21 protein-coding genes are annotated in these 20,267 nt (G+C 70.9%); 7 read left to right on the forward strand and 14 right to left on the reverse strand.

Annotation, left to right across the window (positions count from 1 at the left end; translation table 11 throughout):
* From AB0L65_RS18650 to aspS, 4 genes are all read left to right on the forward strand, one after another.
* A complete protein-coding gene (locus AB0L65_RS18650; protein ID WP_364246707.1) occupies positions 1–1,356 on the forward strand; it encodes a carotenoid oxygenase family protein in 1,356 nt (451 codons plus the stop codon).
* Positions 1,357–1,417: 61 nt separating this feature from the next.
* On the forward strand, positions 1,418–2,140 hold the full coding sequence (gene cmk / locus AB0L65_RS18655; protein ID WP_364246710.1) for a (d)CMP kinase: 723 nt from the start codon (positions 1,418–1,420) through the stop codon (positions 2,138–2,140).
* Positions 2,141–2,215: 75 nt separating this feature from the next.
* The gene (gene der, locus AB0L65_RS18660; protein WP_364247454.1) at positions 2,216–3,562 is read left to right on the forward strand and encodes a ribosome biogenesis GTPase Der; all 1,347 of its coding nucleotides are present in this window, start codon (positions 2,216–2,218) and stop codon (positions 3,560–3,562) included.
* Between the two features lie 313 nt (positions 3,563–3,875).
* On the forward strand, positions 3,876–5,138 hold the full coding sequence (gene aspS, locus AB0L65_RS18665; RefSeq protein WP_364246713.1) for an aspartate--tRNA(Asn) ligase: 1,263 nt from the start codon (positions 3,876–3,878) through the stop codon (positions 5,136–5,138).
* Between the two features lie 24 nt (positions 5,139–5,162).
* On the opposite strand, the gene AB0L65_RS18670 is transcribed toward aspS, so the two are convergent.
* The 3 genes from AB0L65_RS18670 to AB0L65_RS18680 all read right to left on the reverse strand — a co-directional run bounded on the left by AB0L65_RS18670 (position 5,163) and on the right by AB0L65_RS18680 (position 8,164).
* Positions 5,163–6,974: an MFS transporter gene (locus AB0L65_RS18670; RefSeq protein WP_364246716.1), complete on the reverse strand. Its 1,812-nt coding sequence runs from the start codon at positions 6,972–6,974 to the stop codon at positions 5,163–5,165.
* Positions 6,971–7,618, reverse strand: coding sequence for an LppX_LprAFG lipoprotein (locus tag AB0L65_RS18675; protein ID WP_364246720.1), 648 nt, complete (start codon positions 7,616–7,618; stop codon positions 6,971–6,973). The genes AB0L65_RS18670 and AB0L65_RS18675 overlap by 4 nt, the downstream gene beginning before the upstream one ends.
* 87 nt (positions 7,619–7,705) lie before the next feature.
* Entirely contained in the window at positions 7,706–8,164 is a 459-nt protein-coding gene (locus AB0L65_RS18680; RefSeq protein WP_364246723.1) for a MarR family transcriptional regulator, read from the reverse strand.
* A gap of 34 nt (positions 8,165–8,198) precedes the next feature.
* Between AB0L65_RS18680 and AB0L65_RS18685 the strand changes: the two genes are divergently transcribed.
* Positions 8,199–9,128: a cation diffusion facilitator family transporter gene (locus AB0L65_RS18685; RefSeq protein WP_364246726.1), complete on the forward strand. Its 930-nt coding sequence runs from the start codon at positions 8,199–8,201 to the stop codon at positions 9,126–9,128.
* Positions 9,129–9,145: 17 nt separating this feature from the next.
* Here AB0L65_RS18685 and AB0L65_RS18690 read toward each other — a convergent pair whose 3' ends face one another.
* The 11 genes from AB0L65_RS18690 to AB0L65_RS18740 are packed head-to-tail and all read right to left on the reverse strand — an operon-like array spanning position 9,146 to position 18,762.
* On the reverse strand, positions 9,146–9,325 hold the full coding sequence (locus tag AB0L65_RS18690) for a hypothetical protein (protein WP_350726448.1): 180 nt from the start codon (positions 9,323–9,325) through the stop codon (positions 9,146–9,148).
* A 10-nt stretch (positions 9,326–9,335) separates the two neighbouring features.
* A complete protein-coding gene (locus AB0L65_RS18695) occupies positions 9,336–9,923 on the reverse strand; it encodes a 4'-phosphopantetheinyl transferase superfamily protein (protein ID WP_364246728.1) in 588 nt (195 codons plus the stop codon).
* 17 nt (positions 9,924–9,940) lie between these two features.
* Complete coding sequence (locus AB0L65_RS18700) at positions 9,941–10,639, reverse strand: hypothetical protein (protein WP_364246731.1); 699 nt, start codon at positions 10,637–10,639, stop codon at positions 9,941–9,943.
* Complete coding sequence (locus AB0L65_RS18705; protein WP_364246734.1) at positions 10,636–12,003, reverse strand: MCE family protein; 1,368 nt, start codon at positions 12,001–12,003, stop codon at positions 10,636–10,638. The genes AB0L65_RS18700 and AB0L65_RS18705 overlap by 4 nt, the downstream gene beginning before the upstream one ends.
* A complete protein-coding gene (locus AB0L65_RS18710; RefSeq protein WP_363963930.1) occupies positions 12,000–13,004 on the reverse strand; it encodes an MCE family protein in 1,005 nt (334 codons plus the stop codon). Before AB0L65_RS18710 ends, AB0L65_RS18705 begins: the two co-directional genes overlap by 4 nt.
* Positions 13,001–14,032 carry an MCE family protein gene (locus tag AB0L65_RS18715; protein ID WP_355191969.1) on the reverse strand — a complete coding sequence of 344 codons (1,032 nt, stop codon included), beginning with the start codon at positions 14,030–14,032 and terminating at the stop codon, positions 13,001–13,003. Before AB0L65_RS18715 ends, AB0L65_RS18710 begins: the two co-directional genes overlap by 4 nt.
* Positions 14,029–15,054, reverse strand: coding sequence for an MlaD family protein (locus AB0L65_RS18720; RefSeq protein WP_364246737.1), 1,026 nt, complete (start codon positions 15,052–15,054; stop codon positions 14,029–14,031). The genes AB0L65_RS18715 and AB0L65_RS18720 overlap by 4 nt, the downstream gene beginning before the upstream one ends.
* A complete protein-coding gene (locus AB0L65_RS18725; protein ID WP_364246740.1) occupies positions 15,054–16,088 on the reverse strand; it encodes an MlaD family protein in 1,035 nt (344 codons plus the stop codon). The genes AB0L65_RS18720 and AB0L65_RS18725 overlap by 1 nt, the downstream gene beginning before the upstream one ends.
* Position 16,089: 1 nt before the next feature.
* Entirely contained in the window at positions 16,090–17,109 is a 1,020-nt protein-coding gene (locus AB0L65_RS18730) for an MlaD family protein (protein ID WP_364246742.1), read from the reverse strand.
* Between the two features lie 4 nt (positions 17,110–17,113).
* Positions 17,114–17,971, reverse strand: coding sequence for an ABC transporter permease (locus AB0L65_RS18735; RefSeq protein ID WP_364246745.1), 858 nt, complete (start codon positions 17,969–17,971; stop codon positions 17,114–17,116).
* Entirely contained in the window at positions 17,971–18,762 is a 792-nt protein-coding gene (locus tag AB0L65_RS18740) for an ABC transporter permease (protein ID WP_350726465.1), read from the reverse strand. Before AB0L65_RS18740 ends, AB0L65_RS18735 begins: the two co-directional genes overlap by 1 nt.
* Positions 18,763–19,019: 257 nt before the next feature.
* Here AB0L65_RS18740 and AB0L65_RS18745 point away from each other — a divergent pair, with 257 nt between their 5' ends.
* Complete coding sequence (locus AB0L65_RS18745) at positions 19,020–19,448, forward strand: CBS domain-containing protein (protein WP_364246748.1); 429 nt, start codon at positions 19,020–19,022, stop codon at positions 19,446–19,448.
* A gap of 93 nt (positions 19,449–19,541) precedes the next feature.
* Entirely contained in the window at positions 19,542–20,120 is a 579-nt protein-coding gene (locus tag AB0L65_RS18750; protein WP_364246751.1) for a hypothetical protein, read from the forward strand.
* Positions 20,121–20,267: the final 147 nt, after the last annotated feature.

Raw genomic sequence — 20,267 nt, forward strand, 5'->3', positions numbered from 1 at the left:
ATGACGCCCTTCACCGGCGGGTTCGCGCCCGTGACCGATGAGATCACGGCCTTCGACCTGGACGTCACCGGCCGCATCCCGGCCGAGCTGAACGGCCGCTACCTGCGCAACGGCCCCAACCCGCTCAGCCTCGACGACCCCACGGCAAGCCACCTGTTCCTCGGCGAGGGCATGGTGCACGGCGTGCGGCTGCGCGACGGCCGCGCCGAGTGGTACCGCAACCGCTGGGTACGCAGCGCCCGCGTCGCCGAACGGCTCGGCGAGCCGCCCCGGCCGGGGCCGCTGCACAAGAACTGGGACTTCGCCGCCAACACGCACGTCATCGGGCTGGCCGGGCGCACGTTCGCGACCGTCGAGGCCGGGCCCCTGCCGTACGAGCTGGACTACGAGCTCGACACCGTCGGCACGTGCGACTTCGACGGCGGCCTGCCCGGCGGGTACGCCGCGCACACCCACCTCGACCCGGTCAGCGGCGAGCTGCACGCGCTGGCCTACTTCTTCGGCTGGGACCACCACCAGCACATCGTGATCGACCCCAAGGGGTCGGTGACGCGGATCAGGGACATCCCCATCGCCGACGCGCCGATGCTGCACGACTTCGCGCTCACCGAGCGGTACGTGGTGATCTACGACCTGCCGGTCACGTTCAGCCAGGTCCATGCGGAGAAGGGCGTTCCGCTGCCGTACGCGTGGAACGACGCCCACGGCGCCCGGGTCGGGCTCATGTCGCGCGAGAGCGGCGACGTGCGGTGGGTGGAGGTGGACCCGTGCTGGGTGTTCCACACGCTCAACGCCTACGACGACGGCGACGAGGTGGTCGTGGACGTGGTCCGCTACCCCAAGCGGTTCGTGGACGCCCGGCTCGACCTGGGCGGACTGCCGACGCTCGACCGGTGGACGATCGACCCGGCCGCCGGCAAGGTCCGGCAGACGCGGCTGGACGACCGGCCGCAGGAGTTCCCGCGCATGGACGAGCGCCGCACCGGCCGGCCGTACCGCTACGGTTACACCTCGGCCGCCCGCGACCTTCACGACGTGCTCTACCGGGCCGACAGCGAGCTGGAGGACCTGCCCGACCAGGCCTTCGACAACACGCTCATCAAGCACGACCTGGTGCGGGGGACGCAGGAGTGGCGGCAGTTCGGGCGGGGCGCGTACGTCGGCGAGCCCGCGTTCGTGGCCTCCGGCGCGGCCGAGGACGACGGGTACGTGCTCGCCCTCGTCAACAACGAGGCCAGGGGAGCGGCCGACCTGATGATCCTGTCCGCGCAGGACTTCACCGGCGAGCCCGTCGCCACCGTCCACCTGCCGGCCCGTGTCCCGCTCGGCTTCCACGGAAGCTGGATCGCCGACTGAGCCGGACACGGTAGCCTCTTCAGGTTGGGGTTCTTGAGAAGCTCGTGAAGAGGGAGAGGCCGTGACCGGTCTGGTCGTCGCCATGGACGGTCCTTCGGGGTCGGGTAAGTCGAGCGCGTCGCGCGGGGTCGCCCGGGCGCTGGGCCTGCGCTACCTCGACACCGGGGCGATGTACCGGGCGATGACCTGGTGGATGCTCCGGCAGTCCGTCGACCTGACCGACCCCGCCGCCGTGGCCGCCCGCTGCGGCGAGCCGCGCATCGAGTCCGGCACCGACCCCGACGGTCCCACGATCCACGTCGACGGCGTCGACGTGGCGGGTCCGATCAGGGAGTCCGAGGTCACCAGCGCGGTCTCCGCCGTGGCGGCCGTCTCCGAGGTCCGGGCCCGCCTGGTCGCGCTCCAGCGGGAGCTCATCGGGGCCGGTGACATCGTGGTCGAGGGCCGCGACATCGGCACGGCCGTCTGGCCCGAGGCTGCCGTCAAGGTCTACCTGACGGCCAGCCCGGAGGCCCGTGCCCGGCGGCGCAACGCCGAGCTGGCCGGCTCGACGGTGGCGGCGCAGCAGGAGGCCATGGCCAAGCGTGACACCCTCGACTCGACCCGCAAGACGGACCCACTCTCGATGGCGGATGGCGCCGTCGAGCTCGACACCACGCCGTTGAACCTGGAAGAGGTCATCGCTGAGGTGTTGAGACTGGTCGCAGAGCGGAGGAGCTCGGAAGGAGAGAGCGGAGCCAACGAGTTCCGAAGCGGCCGCGACCATGTACACGAGCGCACCTGAGGGTGCGGTACTCACAAAGGATGAAATTTCGTGCCAACGGGGGATTGGGTCGAGGCCGGCCTCGACGACCTTGAGATCACCGAGCACGGCGACACTACGCCGTTGCCGGTCGTCGCCATCGTGGGGCGGCCTAATGTAGGCAAGTCCACGCTGGTCAACCGCATCATCGGCCGCCGCGAGGCGGTCGTGGAGGACGTGCCGGGCGTCACGCGCGACCGGGTCACGTACGACGCCAACTGGCGTGGCCGCCGCTTCACGGTGGTCGACACCGGCGGCTGGGACCCCGACGCCACCGGGATGAACCTGCGCATCGCCGAGCAGGCCCAGGTCGCCGTCGAGCTGGCCGACGTGATCGTGTTCGTCGTCGACGCCACCGTGGGCGCGACCGACGCCGACGAGGTCGTGGGCTCGATCCTGCGGCAGTCCGGCAAGCCGGTCGTCCTGGCCGCCAACAAGGTCGACAACCAGCCGCTCGAGCTGGAGGCCGCCGCGCTGTGGTCGCTCGGCCTCGGCGAGCCGTACCCCGTCTCGGCCCTGCACGGGCGCTCCAGCGGCGACCTGCTCGACGTGGTGCTCGACGCGCTGCCCGAGACGCCCGCGCTCGGCTTCGAGACCGAGCGCGGCCCGGCCCGCGTCGCGCTGCTCGGCAAGCCCAACGTCGGCAAGTCCTCGCTGCTCAACAAGCTCGCGGGCGAGGAGCGGGTGCTGGTCGACCCCATGGCCGGCACCACCCGCGACCCGGTCGACGAGCTGATCGAGCTGGGCGGGCGCACCTGGCGGTTCGTCGACACGGCCGGCATCCGGCGGCGCGACCGCGAGCTGCAGGGGGCCGACTTCTACGCGGCCATGCGCACCCGCGCCGCGCTGGAGCGCACCGAGGTGGCCGTCGTGCTCATCGACGCCAGCCAGATCCTCACCGAGCAGGACCTGCGCATCATCGGCCTGGTCATCGAGTCGGGCCGGGCGATGGTCGTCGCCTTCAACAAGTGGGACCTGGTCGACGAGGACCGCCGCTACTACCTGGAGAAGGAGATCGATCGGCAGCTCGTCCGCACCCCGTGGGCGCTGCGGGTCAACATCTCCGCCCTGACGGGCCGGCACATCGACCGGCTGGTGCCCGCCCTGGAGAAGGCGCTCGACTCCTGGTCCACCCGGGTGCCCACCGCCCGCCTCAACGCGTTCCTGACGGAGCTGGTGCAGCAGACACCGCCGCCGGTGCGGGGCGGCAAGCAGCCCAAGATCCTCTTCGCCACGCAGGCCTCCGTGGAGCCGCCGAAGTTCGTGCTGTTCACGTCGGGATGGCTGGAGGACACCTACCGGCGCTTCATCGAGCGGCGCATCCGGGAGGAGTTCGGGTTCGCCGGCTCGCCGATCGAGGTCACGATGAAAATCCGGGAGAAGCGGGCCAAGAAGGACAAGTAACGCGTGCGGCGCCCGGGGAATGGCTTTGCCGTTCCCCCGGGCCCGGCCATAGGATCTACGGCAACGCGTCGACGGAGACGAGTAGCCAGAGGTCCGCAGGGGTCGAGAGAGCCGCCGGTAGCTGCGAAGGCGGTCCCGTGCTCCGCTGGTGAAGACACTCCCGAGTGCGGGGAGGAAATGCCCCGCCGGCCTGACCCCCGTCATCGGGTCGTCGAGGCCGCCTCCGCTGAGGCGGCGAAAGTGCGGTGGCACCGGGAGCTCCCTTCTCCCCCGCACTCCCAAGGGGTCATGCAATTCCTCGTGAGGAGCTGTAATGATCTCTCGTGTCATGTCGGCGGAGCTCGCTGAGCACGCCGGCCAACGAGTGACGATCGCCGGCTGGGTCCATCGCCGCCGGCAGCTGAAATCCGTGTCCTTCCTCGTCGTCAGGGACCGTACCGGCCTGGCCCAGGTGGTCGCCGCGAGCGACCTGCCCGGCGAGGAGAGCGTCGTCGAGGTCACCGGCACCGTGACCGCCAGCCCACAGGCGCCCGGAGGCGTCGAGCTGGTCGAGCCGGAGATCGAGGTGGTGACGGAGCCGTGCGCGGCGCCGCCGTTCGACCTCTACCGGCCCGTCGTGTCGGCCGGGCTGCCGACGATCCTCGACCACGCGCCGGTCGCGCTGCGGCATCCGCTGCTCAGCGCGCCGCTGGAGATCTCGGCCGCGAGCGTGGCGGGCTTCCGCGAGACGCTCGACGGGCTCGGGTTCACCGAGATCCACACGCCGAAGATCGTCGCCTCGGCCACCGAGTCGGGCGCGAACGTCTTCGGCATCGACTACTTCGGCAGCCGCGCCTACCTGGCCCAGTCGCCGCAGTTCTACAAGCAGGCGATGGTGGGGGTGTTCGAGCGGGTCTACGAGGTCGGTCCCGTCTTCCGCGCCGAGCCGCACGACACCGTACGCCATCTGGCCCAGTACACCAGCCTCGACGCCGAGCTGGGCTTCGTCCGGGACCACCGCGACGTGATGGCGGTGCTGCGGGAGGTGGTGGCGGGCATGCTGGAGTCGGTACGGTGCCGCGCCCCGTCCGCCGTCGAACGCGCCGGGGCGGTCCTGCCCGAGGTGCCCGCCGAGATCCCGGCCATCCACTTCACCGAGGCGCAGGAGCTGACCGGCTCGGCCGAGCCGGACCTGTCGCCCGCGCAGGAGCGGTGGCTGTGCGAGTGGGCGGCGAAGGAGCACGGGTCGGAGTTCCTGTTCGTCACCGGCTACCCGATGTCCAAGCGGCCCTTCTACACCCACCCGGACCCCGCGCGGCCCGGCTGCTCCAACGGGTTCGACCTGCTGTTCAGGGGGCTGGAGCTGGTCACCGGCGGGCAGCGGCTGCACCGGTACCCGGACTACGTGGCCGCGCTGGCCGCCCGGGGCGAGGGCCTGGAGGCGTACGAGGGGTACTTGCAGGCGTTCCGGTACGGGATGCCGCCGCACGGCGGGTTCGCGCTCGGGCTGGAACGGTGGACGGCGCGGCTGACCGGGGCCGCCAACATCCGCCAGACCACCGCCTTCCCCCGCGACCTGCACCGCCTGTCCCCGTGACCGACGGCTCTCCGCGCCCGCCTCTCAGGCGGGCGTGGAGGGCGCGTCGTGCCGGGCGCGGGGCATCAGCAGCGCGACGGCCGCGCCCAGCAGGCAGATGAACGCCGTGACCAGGAACATCTCCGTGTACTCCGTGTGCAGCGCCGCCTGCACCTTCGCGGTGTACTCGGCCAGCTGCCGCTGGTACGTCACCGTGTCCACGCCGAACGGCAGCGGTGTGTCCAGATGCGCGGTCAGCGACTGGAACCGGTAGAAGCCCCACGCCGACACCGCCGCGATGCCGATCAGCATGCCCATCATCCTGGCCACCACGACCGCCGCCGACGCCACGCCGTGCTGGGCCGCCGAGGTCACGCGCAGCACCGCCGACGAGACCGGGGCGATGACCAGACCCAGCCCCAGACCGGCGACCACCAGGTCGACGTCCACGAGGAGCCCGGCGCTCTCGAGCTCTAGCGGCCACCGGCTCATCAGCCAGTAGCCGGCCGCGCCGAGCACCATGCCCGCCACCGCGACGACGCCGTCGCCCAGCCTGCGGGCCAGGAGGCCGCCCAGCAGGGCGCCCACGGTGAGCGCGGCCAGGAACCTGGCCAGGACCAGCGACGCTCCCAGCGCGTCCTCGCCGAGCAGGGTCTGGGCGGTGAACTGGACGAACACCATGGTCACCAGGAGCGCCGCCCCGGCCAGGAAGCTCACGGCCAGGGTGGCGAGCAGAGGGCCCTTGCGGGTGGCGGAGAGGTCGAGCAGGCGTACGGGGGAGCGGATCTCCCACCACACGAAGATCCCGGCCGCCAGCGCTCCGGCGGCGATCACGGGCAGGCCCCACGGGGGGAGCACGGTCTTGGCGGGGTCGGGGTTGTACAGGCCCACGACCAGCAGCGCGAGCGCCAGCGCCAGCAGCGCCCCGCCGACGACGTCCACACGCCGTTTCCCCTCGGCGACCTCCACCCGACCGCCATCGGCGGCCGTCCCCGTGGCCGCGCCGGAGTCGCCCGCGCGATGCGCCGCCGCGTCGGCACCGGTGTCGACGGCCGTCTCGCCTGCGGCTCCGCCGGGCTCGACCTGGCCGGCCGTGCCGCCGGTGGGGGTCGTGGAGAGTGCGGCGTCAGAGGTGCCGGCTGAGGGCGCCGCCGCGCTGGACGTGCTCGCTGACGGGAGTGCCGTGCCGGGAGTGGCCTCTGGGGAGAGCACGGGCTCGGGGGTGGTCGTGGTGGCGTGTGGCAGGTTGGGGCGGGCGGGTGGGCCGGAGGGGACGGTGAAGTGGACCGCGACGGCGGCCAGCGCGGCGAGCGGGAGGTTGATCCAGAAGATGGCATGCCAGCCGCCCAGCTCCACCCCCGCCACCACGGTGCTCGGGATCAGCGCCAGCACCCCGCCGTACAGGGGCCCGAGGGCGCTCCCGAGCTCCTGCGCCGCCCCCACGGCCCCCAGCGCCACCGGCCGCTCGCGCTCGTCCCAAAGGTCGCCGATGAGCGCCATCGTGATCGGCAGCAACGCCCCGCCCGCCACCCCCTGCACCGTGCGCCCGGCCACCACCATCACCTCGCCGGCGGCCAGCGCCGTCAGCACCGAGCCGAGCGCGAACGCCGCCAGGCAGGCGTGGATCAGCGGCCGCCGCCCGTAGCGGTCGGAGAGCTGGCCGAGGAGCGGCATCGCGGCGACGTACCCGAGCAGGAACCCCGTCACGATCGGGGTGGCCCGCTCCAGGTGGTTCAGCGGGATGCCCACGTCCTCGGCGATGTCGATGAGGACCGTGACCACCACGTACGCGTCGAGCGCGGCCAGCAGCACCACCGCGCCCCCGGCGCCGAGGACGACCCGGCGGGCGCGTCTCATCCGGCGGCGGGCGGCGTGATCGTGACCGGCGCGTCGTAGTCGCTGAACGACACCGTCACCGTGCCATCCTGCAGCGGCAGGCTGGCCTTGGTCAGGCGGCTGGTGGTCTTGTCGAGCCAGACCTTGCCGTTCACGGCCTGCGTGACGCCGGGGATGATCTGGCCGATGGCCTGCCCGGGGAAGGCGGTGGCCACCCGGTACGCGTCGCCCTCCAGCGCCTCCACCTGGGGCTCGGTCGCGGAGGCGAGCAGCTGCGCGATGCCCTTGGTCGGCTCGAGGATCACCGAGGGGTCGTAGAACTGCGCGAGCTGCTGCCGCGTCATCTTCTGGAAGCCGCCCGTCGGTCCCTTGAAGTGCACGGTGTCCCCGACCAGGGCGAAGCTGACCTCCTGCAGGCTGCCCAGGATGTCGATCGTGATCGTGCCGTCGGCGTCACCGGCGGCGGTGAGCCTGCCGTCCGCCTTCTTGACCGGCACCTTGGGCTTGCCCTCGGTCGCGATCGAGAAGCTGGCCGACTTGACGCCCTTCATGGCCTCGGAGGCCTTCTTCATCAGGTCGGGACCGGCGGGCAGCTCGCCGCCGCCGCCCGACGAGCACGCCGACACCAGCGCGAGAACGGCGACGATCAGAAGCTTTCTGAGCATGTGCGGATCGTATCCACCGCCTGGGAACGCCGTGCGGCGTCGCGGATATCGGTTGGGTGTCAGCGCAACTGTTTCAGCGCAATTTCTTCAGCGCAGTTTTTTCAGGCGCTCGACGATCGGCCCGTAGGCCGCCTCGATCGCTTCGAGCTGCTCGTCGGTGAGCCGATCGACGAAGTGCTCGCGCACGCTCGCCACGTGGTCCGGCGCCACCCGCTGGATCGTCTCCCAGCCCTCGTCGGTCAGCACCGCGAACGTGCCCCGCCGGTCGTCGCGGCAGTCCTCCCTGGTCACCAGTCCCTTGGCCTCCATGCGGGAGATCTGGTGCGACAGCCGGCTGCGTGACTGGATCGTCGCGTCGGCCAGGTCGCTCATCCGCATCCGCCGCCCCTCGTTCTCCGAGAGGTTGACCAGGATCTCGTAGTCGTTCAACGAGAGCTGGTGCTCCTGCAGCTCCCGGTCGAGCCGGTGCATGAGGAGCTTGTGCAGCGCCAGATGCGTGCGCCAGGCACGCTGTTCGGCGGGTGAAAGCCAACGAGGCGCGCTCATGATCTCCAATCTAGCGCACGTAGAGTGAGGCGCTATGGAGCAGCGGGAATCGGGGGAGAGCCTGAGCACCGTCCTGGTGGCGGGTGCGGCCAATCTGACGATCGCCGTGGCCAAACTCTTCGCGGGTCTCCTCAGCGGCTCGGCGGCGATGCTGTCGGAGGCGGCCCACTCGGCCGCGGACACCGTGACCGAGCTGTTGTTGCTGGTGGCGGTGCGCCGCGCGGGCCGGCCGCCGGACCGGCGGCATCCGTTCGGCCACGGCAAGAGCGGGTTCTTCTGGGCCATGATGGCGGCGGTCGCGACGCTGGTGGGCGGGGCCGGGTTCTCGATCACGCACGGACTGCACGTGATCGAGAAGGGCGAGGAGCTGAGGAACCTCACCCCGTCGTACATCGTGCTGGCCATCGCGTTCGCCATCGAGGCCGTCTCGTTCACCAAGGCCCTCTCCCAGCTGCGAAGGCAGGCCGCCAGGCACGAGCTCGACCCGGTCCGGCTGGTGCGGATCACCTCCGACACCCCGTTGAAGGCCGTGCTGTTCGAGGACGCGGCCGCCCTCGTGGGCCTGGTCATCGCGGCCGCCGGGCTGGCCGGGTCGCAGCTGACGGGCTCGGCGCTGTGGGACGGCCTGGCGTCGGCCGGGATCGGCCTGCTCCTGCTGGTGGTGGCGCTCATCCTGATCCGGTCGAACATCTCGCTGCTCATCGGCCAGGCCGCGCCCGCGCACGTCGAGGAGGGCATCCGGGCCGAGCTGACGGCCCAGCCGGAGGTGGAGGAGGTGGTCGAGCTGCTCACCATGATGATTGGGCCCGGCTCCATCCTGGTGGCCGCCAAGATCGACTTCGTGGACGTGGCGAGCGCGGCGGGTGTGGAGATCGCCTGCGACGAGGTGGACCGGCGGCTGCGGGAGCGCTTCTCGGGGATCAGCCAGGTCTTCCTCGACCCCACTCCGACCCGCCGCCGCTGACGGGGGCAGGGGACGGGTCAGCTGAAGTAGTGCATGGCGATGGCGACGCCGATCACGTGCATCAGCACGACGATGACGATGAAGGAGATGAACACGAACTTGGCCGGCCCGTGCTCGAACGTCTTCCCCTCTTCGAGGGGCCGCCGCTGGGCCATGCGGTCGGCGATCCGCTCCTCCAGGGATTTCCGGTAGAACATGTGGACAAGTCTATCCGGGGATGGGCACCCTCCTCGCGGGGGTGTCCGTGACAACGGCCACTCTGATGTCCGGCCCCACGCTCCACTCGAGCAGGTGGCGGCCCTCGAGGTCGTCGCCGCCCGCGCGGAGCCTGTCGAGCGTCAGCTCGCCGCGCTTGATCAGCGCCTCCTTGCGCGTCCAGTGCCGGATCAGCTCGTCGTTGCCGGTGACCATCGCCCGCTCGCGCGGGGTGAGCACCCGTTCCGCGAGCAGCGGGTCCAGCGGCCCCGGCGGCACGTGCTCCGCGTCCACGCCGACCTTGCCGGGACCGGCCGCCGCGCACACGTAGCCGCGCGTGTGGCTGAAGCTGACGCCCAGCTCGGGCGCCTGCTCGATGTACGGCTTCCCGTGCCCGAGGCCGTGCAGGTCGCAGCGCTGCAGCAGGGTCAGCCCCTGCGGCTCGACGTCGAGCACGGCGGCGGCGCACAGCCGTACGAGCAGGTGAGCGGCGACGAAGCTGGCCCGATCCGCCTCGAACCTGAACCGCCCGGCCCGCTCGGTCTCCACCTCGGTGAGCCAGTCTTCCGGGGCGCGCACCTCGTCGGGGCGGCCACCCATCGCTAAAGAACCGATGGTCAGTCCTTCTTCTTGTCGCCGGTGAGGTTGTACTGGTCCTCCGAGGCCGCGCCGAGAACGGTCACGTCATGGATCTTCCAGGTCCCCTTCTCCTTCACAAGGCTGATCTTAAGGTGCGAGTCCTTGACGGAGCGGATCGCTTCGGAGGTGTTCACCTGCTGGTCCACCACGACGATGGCGTGCGCGGTGGCCTCGTCCACGTCGGCCAGGTAGACCTCGCGCACCGTGGCCTGCGAGGTGGCCTTGAGCTTGACGATGACCTGCGCCATCGCTCCGCCGAACGCCGCGTCGTAGGTGGCCAGGAAGTCGCCCGTGGCCTGGGCGGCGAGGGTGGAGCGGGTGTTCTGGAGGTTCTGGTAGTCGTAGCTGAGCAGCGCCTTGCTGAACGCGCTCGCCGCCCCCGACACCTCCAGGCGCAGCGCGCGCTCGGACTCGAGCCTGGCCCGCGCGTCCTCGGCCTGCGAGGCGGAGATCCACTGCAGCACGGCGGTGGCGGCGAGCGCGGCCACCAGCATCGCCGCCAGCGTCCCGAGCACCCGGGCCCGCGTGACGCGCCCACCGCCCTTGCCGCCCGCCGCCTCTTCGGTTTCGTTGGGCGCCGCCTCCGCCACCGTGGGCTGCTCCTCCTCGGAAGAGGCCGCCTCGGAGGGGGCCTCATCGGTGCGGGCGTCCTCGGCGAGGTCCTGCTTGGTGGTCATCTCGACTCCTCACGGCGGCGGGCGGCCCGGCCCGTCGCGATCCAGCCCACGATGCCACCGCCGGCCACCACGGCGAGGAATATCCCGGCAATCAGCGGGGTGGCGTTCGGCGGGGTGCGGGACACGGGCCCGGCGGCCGCCGCGCCGCTGGGCGACGGGGTGGCCTCGGGCCGCTGTTTCGGTTTCTCGGTGTTCCTCGCCACCGGGCGCGCGGACTCGGCGGGCGAGGCGGGTGGGGCGGTGTCCGCCGGTCCGGCGGCGTCCTGATGGGGATCTGTACGGCGATCTGCGCGGGAGCCGTCGGAGTCCGGGGAAGCGGCGGGGGAGGGGCAGGAGCGCAGGGCGGGCACCGTCGGAGGCCCGACCGCGCCGGCGTACTCCTCGGCCGGGGTCGGCCCGCCCGGCACGCTGAAGATGAACGCCGCCCTCCCGTAGACGGTGTCGCCGTGCCGGTCGCTGATGTCGTCCGCCAGGCTGAGCGCGGTCGGGACGATGCTGAGCAGGTGGTGCACGTTCCGCTCGGTCTGCGCCGAGAACGCCGGTCGATGCGGCTGCCCCAGCGCCGTCAGCAGGCAAGAGAACCCCGGCCTGGACTTCTTGACGGCCGCGTCCAGCCGGGCGAACACCCCCGGCCCCCGGTCGAGGAAGGTGTTCAGGTCGGCACGGGAGGCGCGCAGCGTGCTCGTCACCGTGCTCAGGTCGGTGATCCCGGAGGCCAGCTCGCCCCGCTTGCCGGCCAGCGTGTGGGTGAGCCGGGTGAGCTGCACCGACAGGTCGTCGAGGACGGCGGCGTTGTCGGCCAGCGTGCCGGTCAGGGAGTGGGCGTCGTCGATGATGTTCCTGATCGCCGGGGCCCGCCCGTCCAGCGCGACGGCCAGCTCATGGGTGATCGTCTTCGCGTCCCGGGGCGGCACCGCGTTCAGCAGCTTGCCGACACCCTCGAACAGCTTCTTGTAGTCGAGCGGCACCGACGTCTTGGCCAGCGGGATCGTGTCCCCGGCCGCGAGCGTGGGGCCCTTCACGCCGGTGGCGGGCGGCGAGAGCTCCACGTACGGCTCCCCGATGGCCGACTTGCGCCGCACCTCGGCCGTGGCGCCCCGGGGCAGCCGGATCCCCCTGTCGATGTCGAGACCGACCACGATCTTGCCCGGCGCCAGCCGCACGTCGCCGATCTTGCCGACCCGCACCCCCAGGTACGCCACGTCGAACCCCCGGATGAGCCCCGGCGACGACACGAACTCGGCCGAGACCCGGTAGGGCCGCTCGATGGCGTCGAGCCGGATGATCGTGCTGAACGCCCAGACGGTCATGACCACGCCCAGGACGGCGAAGAAGCCCAGGTTCAGATAGATCCGGTTTTTCATCGCGGCGGCTCCAGGAGCAGGCGGAAGTCCTCGATCCGGTTCGGCAGCAGCCCCTGCGACGACTTCTTGGGCAGCAGGACGCCCTTCAGCCACAGGTAGATCAGCACCTGCCCGTTGGCCGTGATCGGCGGCGCGTCGATGAACTTCTGCAGCCGCGCCACCAGCGTCTTCAGGTCCTCCTTGCCCCGCTGCATCGCCGACGAGATGGCCTCCAGTTCCAGCAGCAGCGTCCGCAGCCGGGCGGCGTGGCGCGGGTAGACGGTGAGGTTGGCCTCCTTGGCGAGCCGGGTCAGCGCGATGATCGTCTTCTTGACGTGCTTGCGCCCGTGCGCGATCCGCGCGGTGGCCGCGGCCAGCGTGCCCGGCAGCCGGTCCAGCTCGCCGCTGCCCTTGGCGAGGTCGTCGCCCAACTTGGCCAGGGCGTCGATGCTGGTGCCCAGGTCCTGGCGGGCCGCGGCGTAGGCGTCGGTGACCTCTGCCGTCTGCTTGATCAGCTTGTTGACGTCGTCGCCCTTCCCTGCGAAGGCGGTGGAGGCCGCGTCGAGGATGGCGTTCACGTCCTGCGCGCCGAGCGCCTCGATGAGCGGCCCGGCCTTCGCGGTGACCTGCTCGATGTCCGGTTCGACCGACGTGTCGGCGATGGTGGCGCCGTTGCTCAGGTACGGCCCCGTGGCCAGGTCCTTGCCCGCGGGCGGCGTGAGCAGGACGTAGTTCTCGCCCAGCACCGACGTCTTGGCCACGGTGGCCGTGCTGCCCTCCGGCACCCGGTACCTGGACACGATCGACATCGTCACCTTGGCCCGGTAGCCCTCCAGCCGGATGTCGGTGACCGTGCCCACCCGTACGTCGGAGATCTGCACGCTGTGCCCGGCCACCAGGCTCTGCACGTCGTCGAAGACCGCGTGCAGGGTCAGGTCGCCGGTGGTCGCGCCGAGCGTCTGGAGCGAGCACGACGCCGTCACGGCGAGCGCGAGGATCGCGGCCAGCAGGCGGGCCCTCATCGCCGCCTCCCCTGCTGCTCGTAGGGGCAGTTGCTCAGCCCGGCGGGCAGGCACGGCACCCGCCCCAGGTTCAGCGATTGGAACAGCGGCGTCAGCCACGCCTTGGTCATCGCGTTGAGCACGACGCGGATCTTCAGCACGTGCTGCTTCCTGTCCCACGAGTCGATCACCACGTCGGCGAAGTCGGCCGCGCCCTTGATCGCCTGCGCCACGGACGCGCTGTTGGCCCGCATGGTCAGCACCAGCTCGGCCAGCGTCCCGGCGGCCTGGGGGAGCCGCTCGGAGTACTGCTCGATGATCACGTCGCCGCGCCGTACGAAGTCCGAGATGCCGGTGATGAAGTCGCGCAGCCGCCGCCGCTCCTCCGCCAGGATCGAACTGGCCTCGGCGAACGCGTCGATCGCGCCCGTCACCTGGCTCTCGCGCCGGTTGAGGCCGGTGGCCAGCCGGTTCAGCCCCTTGGCCAGGTCGACGAGCTGCTGGTCCTGCTTGGCCAGGGTGCCGGTGAGCCGGGAGGTGTCGTCGATGGCGTTGTTGATGGTCTTGCCGCGCCCCCTGACCCCGTCGGCCAGGTCGCTCGCCACGGAGCCCAGCTTCTTGTCGTCGAGCGCGTCGGTGAGCTTGGTGAACGCGTCGAGCGCGTCGTCGATCTCCACCGGCAGGTCGGTGCGCTCCAGGGGGATGACCGTCCCCGGCGCGACCTTCTGGTCGCCGGGCTTCCACGGGGGGTAGAGGACGACGTTCCGCTCGCCGAGCGTGTTCTGCGGCGCGACCACGGCCTTCACCTTGGCCGGGAGCGGCACCTGCCGGTCCACCAGCAGGTCGACCCTCACCTTGTCCCCATCGATCCGGATCTTCTCGACATATCCGGCGTCCAGCCCCATCACCTTGACCCGCGCCTGCTCGTACAGGGAGGGCGCCTTGCGGAAGATCGCCACCAGCCGGTACGGCTCCGGCCCCAGCACGGTGCACCCCGACGTCAGGAACACCCCGGCCACGGCCAGCAGAACCGCCACGAGTCGTCTCATTTGGCGCTCTTCCTGTCCTTGGAGATGGCGGCGAGCACCTCCGGGTTGATGGGGCCGAGGCCCGTGGCTATGGCCTCGAGCCACGGGCCTTGGCCGCCCATCGTGGACAGGCCGGAGAACGTCGGGCCCGCCCATGCCAGGAGCGAATTGAACTGCTTGTTGCTGCCGCTGAGCCGGGTCGTGATGGCCGCGTTGTCGTCCAGCACCTGGACGAGGGTCTTCTCGTGCTCGTTGATCAGCTTGGTCGTGCTGCGCACCAGGTCGCTGCCGTCGCCCAGCAGCGTGCGCAGCTCCGCGCGCCGCCGGCGCAGCTCGGCCAGCATGACGCCGATGGCGTCGATGAGCCGCGCGAGCTGCCTGTCCTTCTTCTCCAGGACGTCCATGATCCGGGTGCCGTTGTCGATGAGCCGCTGGAGCTGCGGCTCGCTCTTGCTGATCGTGTCCGACAGGTCGCCGATGTTGCGCAGCAGCCGGGTGATACGACCGCGCTTGCCGAGGTCGACCTTGTCCAGCTCGGTGAGCAGGTCGTCCACGGCGTCGGTGTCCAGGCGCTGGACCAGCCGGGTGGCGTCCTTGATGGCGTCGTTGATCAGGGTGGGCACGCCGGTCCGCGTCACGGGGATGCGCCGCTGCCCCTCGGGGAGCTGGTCCATGAACGGGGCCGTGACGGGGCCGGTGAGCTTGACGTACCGGCCGCCGAGCAGGTTCGACAGGGCGATGTCGGCCCGGGTGCCGCGGCCGAGCCGTACGCCGTCGTCCACCTTCCAGGTGACCACCACGTCGCCCTGCGCGTAGTCGGCGCGGACCTCGGTGACCTTGCCGACGCGCACCCCGGCGACCCTGACGTCGTTGCCGGTGCGCAGCCCGCCGGAGTCCACGAACACCCCCGACATGGAGTAGCCGCCCTCCAGCAGCCCCAGGTTGCCGACCAGGAACGTGCCGACGAGGATCGCGGCGAGCGTGGCCAGCGACACGAGGCCGACGACGATCCGGTTGCGGTCGCGGAAGGACTTGAGCGCCATCACTCGCCCACCAGGAGCTTCTGCAGGTCCTTCGTGCTCTGGACCCGGGTGTTGCGCAGCGGCGGCGGCGCCTGCATCCCGTACGGGCAGGGCGCGGCGCTCAGCGCCACGCACGGGACCGCGGTGATGAAGTAGCGGCCGCGGTCCACGGTCTGGTACGCGCGGGCGAACAGCGGCTGGAACGTGCTGACCGTCCTGTCGATCTCGTTCACGTGCCGCCTGATGCCGCCGGTCAGCCCCGACAGGTTGTCGACCAGCCGGCCGAGCTCGTCGGCGTTCTTGCCGAGCACCTCGTTGGAGGTGTGCACGGTCGTCGACAGCTCCACCAGCGACTCGTCGATCAGCTCGCGGTTGTCGGCGAACGCCTCCGACAGCGTGACGAGGTTGTCGACGAGCTGCTCGATCTGCTTGTCGCGCCGGGCGACCACGCCGGTGACGGTGGCGTAGTCCTTCAGTAACTGCTCGATGGTCTTCTTGCGCTCGGTGACCGTGGTGGTGATGGCGTTGACGTTGTCGAGCAGCCTCGGGATGTTCCGCTCGTTGCCCTTGAGCGACCTGGCCGCGGCGGTGAGGAGCTGGTTGATCTGGTCGGGGTCCAGGCTGCGGGTGAGCGGGCCGAGGTCGCTGACCAGCTGGCCGATGTCCACGACGGAGGAGGTACGGGTGATGCGCGCCCCGGAGGTCAGCTTTCCGGGCGCGGTGCCGGGCAGCAGGTAGACCACGCGCTGCCCGACGGCGTTGCGCCAGCGGATGGCGGCCTCGGTGTCGGCGGGCACGGTGATCCCCTGCTGCACCTCCATGGTCACCTCGGCCCGCCCGTCCACCACCTTGATCGTGTCCACCTGGCCCACGGGCGCTCCGGCGATCTTCACCTGGTCGCCCTCGTTCAGCCCCGACACGTCGTCGAACACGGCGACCAGCGGGTAGCCGGCGCCCGTGCTCACCCGGGCGATCTGCACGCCGATCACCGCGATCAGCGCCACGCACACGCCGACGAAGACCGCGAACCGCGCGAACGTCCAGGCCCGGCGCATGTCAGCGCCTCCCGTCGGTCGGGCCGCAAATGCCGACGATCAGCTCGCAGACGTCGGTCGCCACGAACGCCTCGACCTGGAGCTGGCGGGTGTTGCCCGGCCCGGGCGCCTCGATCAGCTCGTTGAGCAGGTCGACCAGCCTGTTCAGGCCGCGTACGCCGTCGCCGGCCAGACCGAGCTGGGCGTAGATGAGCGCGGCCACCCGCTCGGTCGAGTGCACGCCGGCCCGCAGGTCCTGGCGGTGCTTGGCCAGCCCGTGCGCCGCCAGGCCGGAGACCGAGGTGACCTCGTCCAGCAGCGCGCGCACCTTGTCGGCCCGCGCGAGCAGGTCGGGGGTGATGACGTTGACGTCGGAGGAGATCGAGACCAGGTCGTCGCCCTTGTCCTGCAGGGCCGTGCCCAGCAGGGCGGCGTCGTGCAGGAACTGCCGGGCCCGGCCGCGCTGCCGGTGCGCGACGCCGACGAGCGTGCCGGCGTCGCCGATCAGCTCGCGCAGGTTCTCGCCCTCGCCGTCCAGGCCCTGGGCCAGGGTGTGCACGATGACGGTGACCTCGCGCGGGTCGACGGCGTCCAGGCCGCGGTAGGCGGCGCCGAGCGTGTCGGACAGGTCGAGCGGGCCCTCGGTGTCGGTGATGACGGCGCCGCCGGCCAGGTAGGGGCCGGTGGTCTCGCCGGAGCCGGGCTTGAGGTCGAGGAACTTGGGGCCGAACACCGAGGCCGGCTCGACGGAGGCGACCGTGGACCCCGGCACCTTGACGCCCGGGTCGAGGTGCATGGTCACCACGGCCCGGCCCTTGGCGTCCAGCGACACGCTCGTCACCCTGCCGACCGTGATGCCGCGGATCTTGACGGGGGAGCCGGCGTCCATGCCCTGCCCGGCCCTGGCGAACACGGCGTCGATCCTGGTCCCGCTCAGCTCGGTGGCGGTGCGCACGACGTACAGGGTGGCCGCGGCGAGCACGACGAGCACGGCGAACGCGATGCCCACCCGGGCGGCGAGGGAGAGTTGGAATCGGCCCACCGGCTCACCCCGTCAGCGGTATGTTGCCGCCGCTGCCCCAGAACAGGTACGACAGCAGCAGGTTGAGCAGCACGATCGTGACGATCGACTGGCGGATGGCGCGGCCCGCCGCCACGCCCACGCCCACCGGGCCGCCGGTGGCGTGGAAGCCGTGGTAGCAGTGGATCACGATGACCGCGAAGGCGAACACGCCGACCTTGGTGACGCTGAACACGATGTCCCGGACCGGCAGATACAGATAGAAGTAGTAGTCGTAGACCCCCGGCGCCAGGCCGAACAGCACCGTGCACATCAGCCGGGTGGCGAAGAAGCTGGCGAAGAGCGCGATCAGGTAGATCGGCACCAGCGCCAGCAGCGCCGCCACGACCCTGGTGCAGATCAGGTACGTGAAGGCGTTGATGCCCATGACCTCCAGCGCGTCGATCTCCTCCGAGATCCGCATCGCGCCCAGCTCCGCCGTGAACGACGAGCCCACCTGCGCCGCCAGCGCCGTCGCGGCGATGATCGGGGTGATCTCGCGGACGTTCGCGAAGCTGCCGACCAGGCCCATGAACGACTCCGCGCCGATCGCCTGCAGCCCCTGGTAGCCCTGCAGGCCCACGGTCGCGCCCACGACGAACGCCATCGTGAACACCACGAAGATCATGCCGCCGCCGATGACGGTCGCCCCGACGCCCACCACGACGTCGCTGACCTGCCTGATGACGACCTTGAAGAACTTGAGCCGCAGGACGACGTCGCGTACGGAGTAGAACAGCACCTTCCACACGAACAGCGGCCAGTCGGCCAGCGTCGCGAACCGCTCGGCGACGTCCCGCCCCCGCAGCGCGAGCCGCAGGCCGGCCGTGCGCGTCACCATCATCACAGCGACCTCGGCGGGTAGGCCAGGAAGTAGACGGCCGAGATCACGTAGTTGAACGCGAACACCAGCATGAACGTCACCACGGTCGCCTGGTTGACCGCCCGTCCCACGCCGACGGGGCTGGAGGCGCACGTCATGCCCTTGTAGCAGGCGACCGCCGCCGCGATGAACCCGAAGATCCACGCCTTGAACAGCGTCACGTACAGGTCGGAGGCGACGACCAGGGAGAACGCGCCGTCGAAGTACGCGCCCGGGGTGACACCCTGCACGACGACGTTGAAGAAGTAGCCGCCGCTCGCGCCGGCCAGGATGACCAGCGGGCACAGGCAGACCGCGACCGTGCTGGCCGCCCACATGCGCGGCGTGACCAGGCGGTGGATCGGGTTGACCGACATGACCTCCATCGCGCTCAGCTCGTCGCGGATGTGGCGCGCGCCGATGTCGGAGGTCATCGCGCTGCCGCCGGCCCCGGCGATCAGCAGCGCGCTGGCCAGCGGCGCCACCTCGCGGATGAGCCCGACGAAGACCGCGCTGCCGGTCGCGGAGCTGGCGCCGAGCTGCCTGGCCAGCTCGCCCACCTGGAGCGCCACGGTGGCGCCCAGCGGCAGGGCGACCAGCAGGACCGGGACGCTGGTGACCCGGGCCAGGAACCAGCACTGCTCGACGAACTCCCACCACCAGCGCCTGATGTCCCAGGTCCTGCGCAGCCCCTCCAGGACGATGACGAACAGCTCACCGATCTGGCCGAGCGTCGAGCCGGCCCGGCGTCCGATGTACCCGGACAGGGTCATCGGCGACCTCGGGTTACCGCCATGACCACCTCCGCCGCCTACGGATGAGATGAGTGGCAACCCTACTGACGGGTTATCTAGTAGTCGATGCTTTCGTGGGAATTTGCGCGAAAGGTATGAGACGCAGGTCACATGTTGTCAGCCAGGCACGAAAAGTGACCGCCCCGTTACAACCCGGATCCCCTTGACGGCATCCCCGTGGGGTTGTTTGCCTGTACGCAAGGCCTGGAAGACTGAGGTGCAAGAGGTGGTGCAACATGCTCATCGGGACGATTCTTCGCGCCAAGGGAAGTGATGTGGCGACCGTGTCGCCCGGGGCGACAGTGCGCGAGCTGCTGGCCACGCTCGCCGAGCGCAACATCGGTGCCGTGGTGGTCTCCACCGACGGCCTCACCATCGAGGGCATCGCGTCCGAACGCGACGTCGTGCGCCGCCTGCACGACCGCGGCCCGGCGATCCTCGACGGCCCGGTATCCGCGATCATGACCACTCAGGTGCGCACGGTGGGGCCCGGCGAGAACGTCGACTCGCTGCGGCAGATCATGACCACGCAGCGGTTCCGGCACATGCCGGTGGTCGAGAACGGCCGGCTCGTGGGCATCGTGAGCATCGGCGACGTGGTCAAGAGCGCGATCGAGGAGCTGGAGACGGAGAAGGCGTCGCTCGTCGACTATCTCCACCGTTGATAGGGATGGCACCCTTGGTCCGTGATGTACGGACCTCCTGAATATCCGCCTGAGTATCCGCGGGCGACAAGCAGTCCGACGATCATCGTGCTCGTGGCCGGACTCGCCGCTCTGCTCGGGTTCCTGCTGGGGGTCTTCGTGGGGTTCGGCGCGTCCGAGTCGTCCGAGGAGCCCGCCCCCCGGGTCACGGTCACGGTCGAGGGCACGCAGCCGCCGGAGCCCGAGGCCACCGGCCCCGGCCCGTCGTCGCCGGTCCAGCCCACACAGCCCACGCAGCCCACGCCGCCGCAGGGGACGCAGCCACCGGCCACTCCGCCGGGCGCCACCCCGCCCGGGCCCGGTCAGACGGCGCCCGGTCAGACGGCGCCCGGTCAGACGGCGCCGGGGCAGACGGCGCCCGGTCAGACCGGCCCGCCGGGCGGGGGGACCGGCAGTCCCGCGTTCAACAACGTGTCCATGCGGACGCTCGTCGTGGGCACGGACATCCAGCCGGGCACCTACCGCACGGCGGGCCCGACCGCGGGGATCCCCATGTGCTACTGGGCCAGGCTGCGGACCGCCACGGGGGACGAGATCGCGAGCGGCATGCCGACGGGTTCGGCCAGCGTCACCATCCTGGCCACGGACAAGGCGTTCAGGACCGCCGGATGCGCGGAGTGGATCAGAGCATGATGCTTTTGTGCGTCAAACTCTGGACAAAGGTGCAGGAATGCGCAATTCTGTGCGGCAAGCAAGAAGGGAGGCACGCCTGGAGCGTGCTGGCGTGACGTCCTACGGTTATGGGCCACGCCACTCCGGTGTCCCTGGCCAGGACGCGAC

The organism is Nonomuraea sp. NPDC052116 (genome assembly GCF_040680035.1).
Classification (GTDB): Bacteria; Actinomycetota; Actinomycetes; order Streptosporangiales; family Streptosporangiaceae; genus Nonomuraea; species Nonomuraea angiospora_A.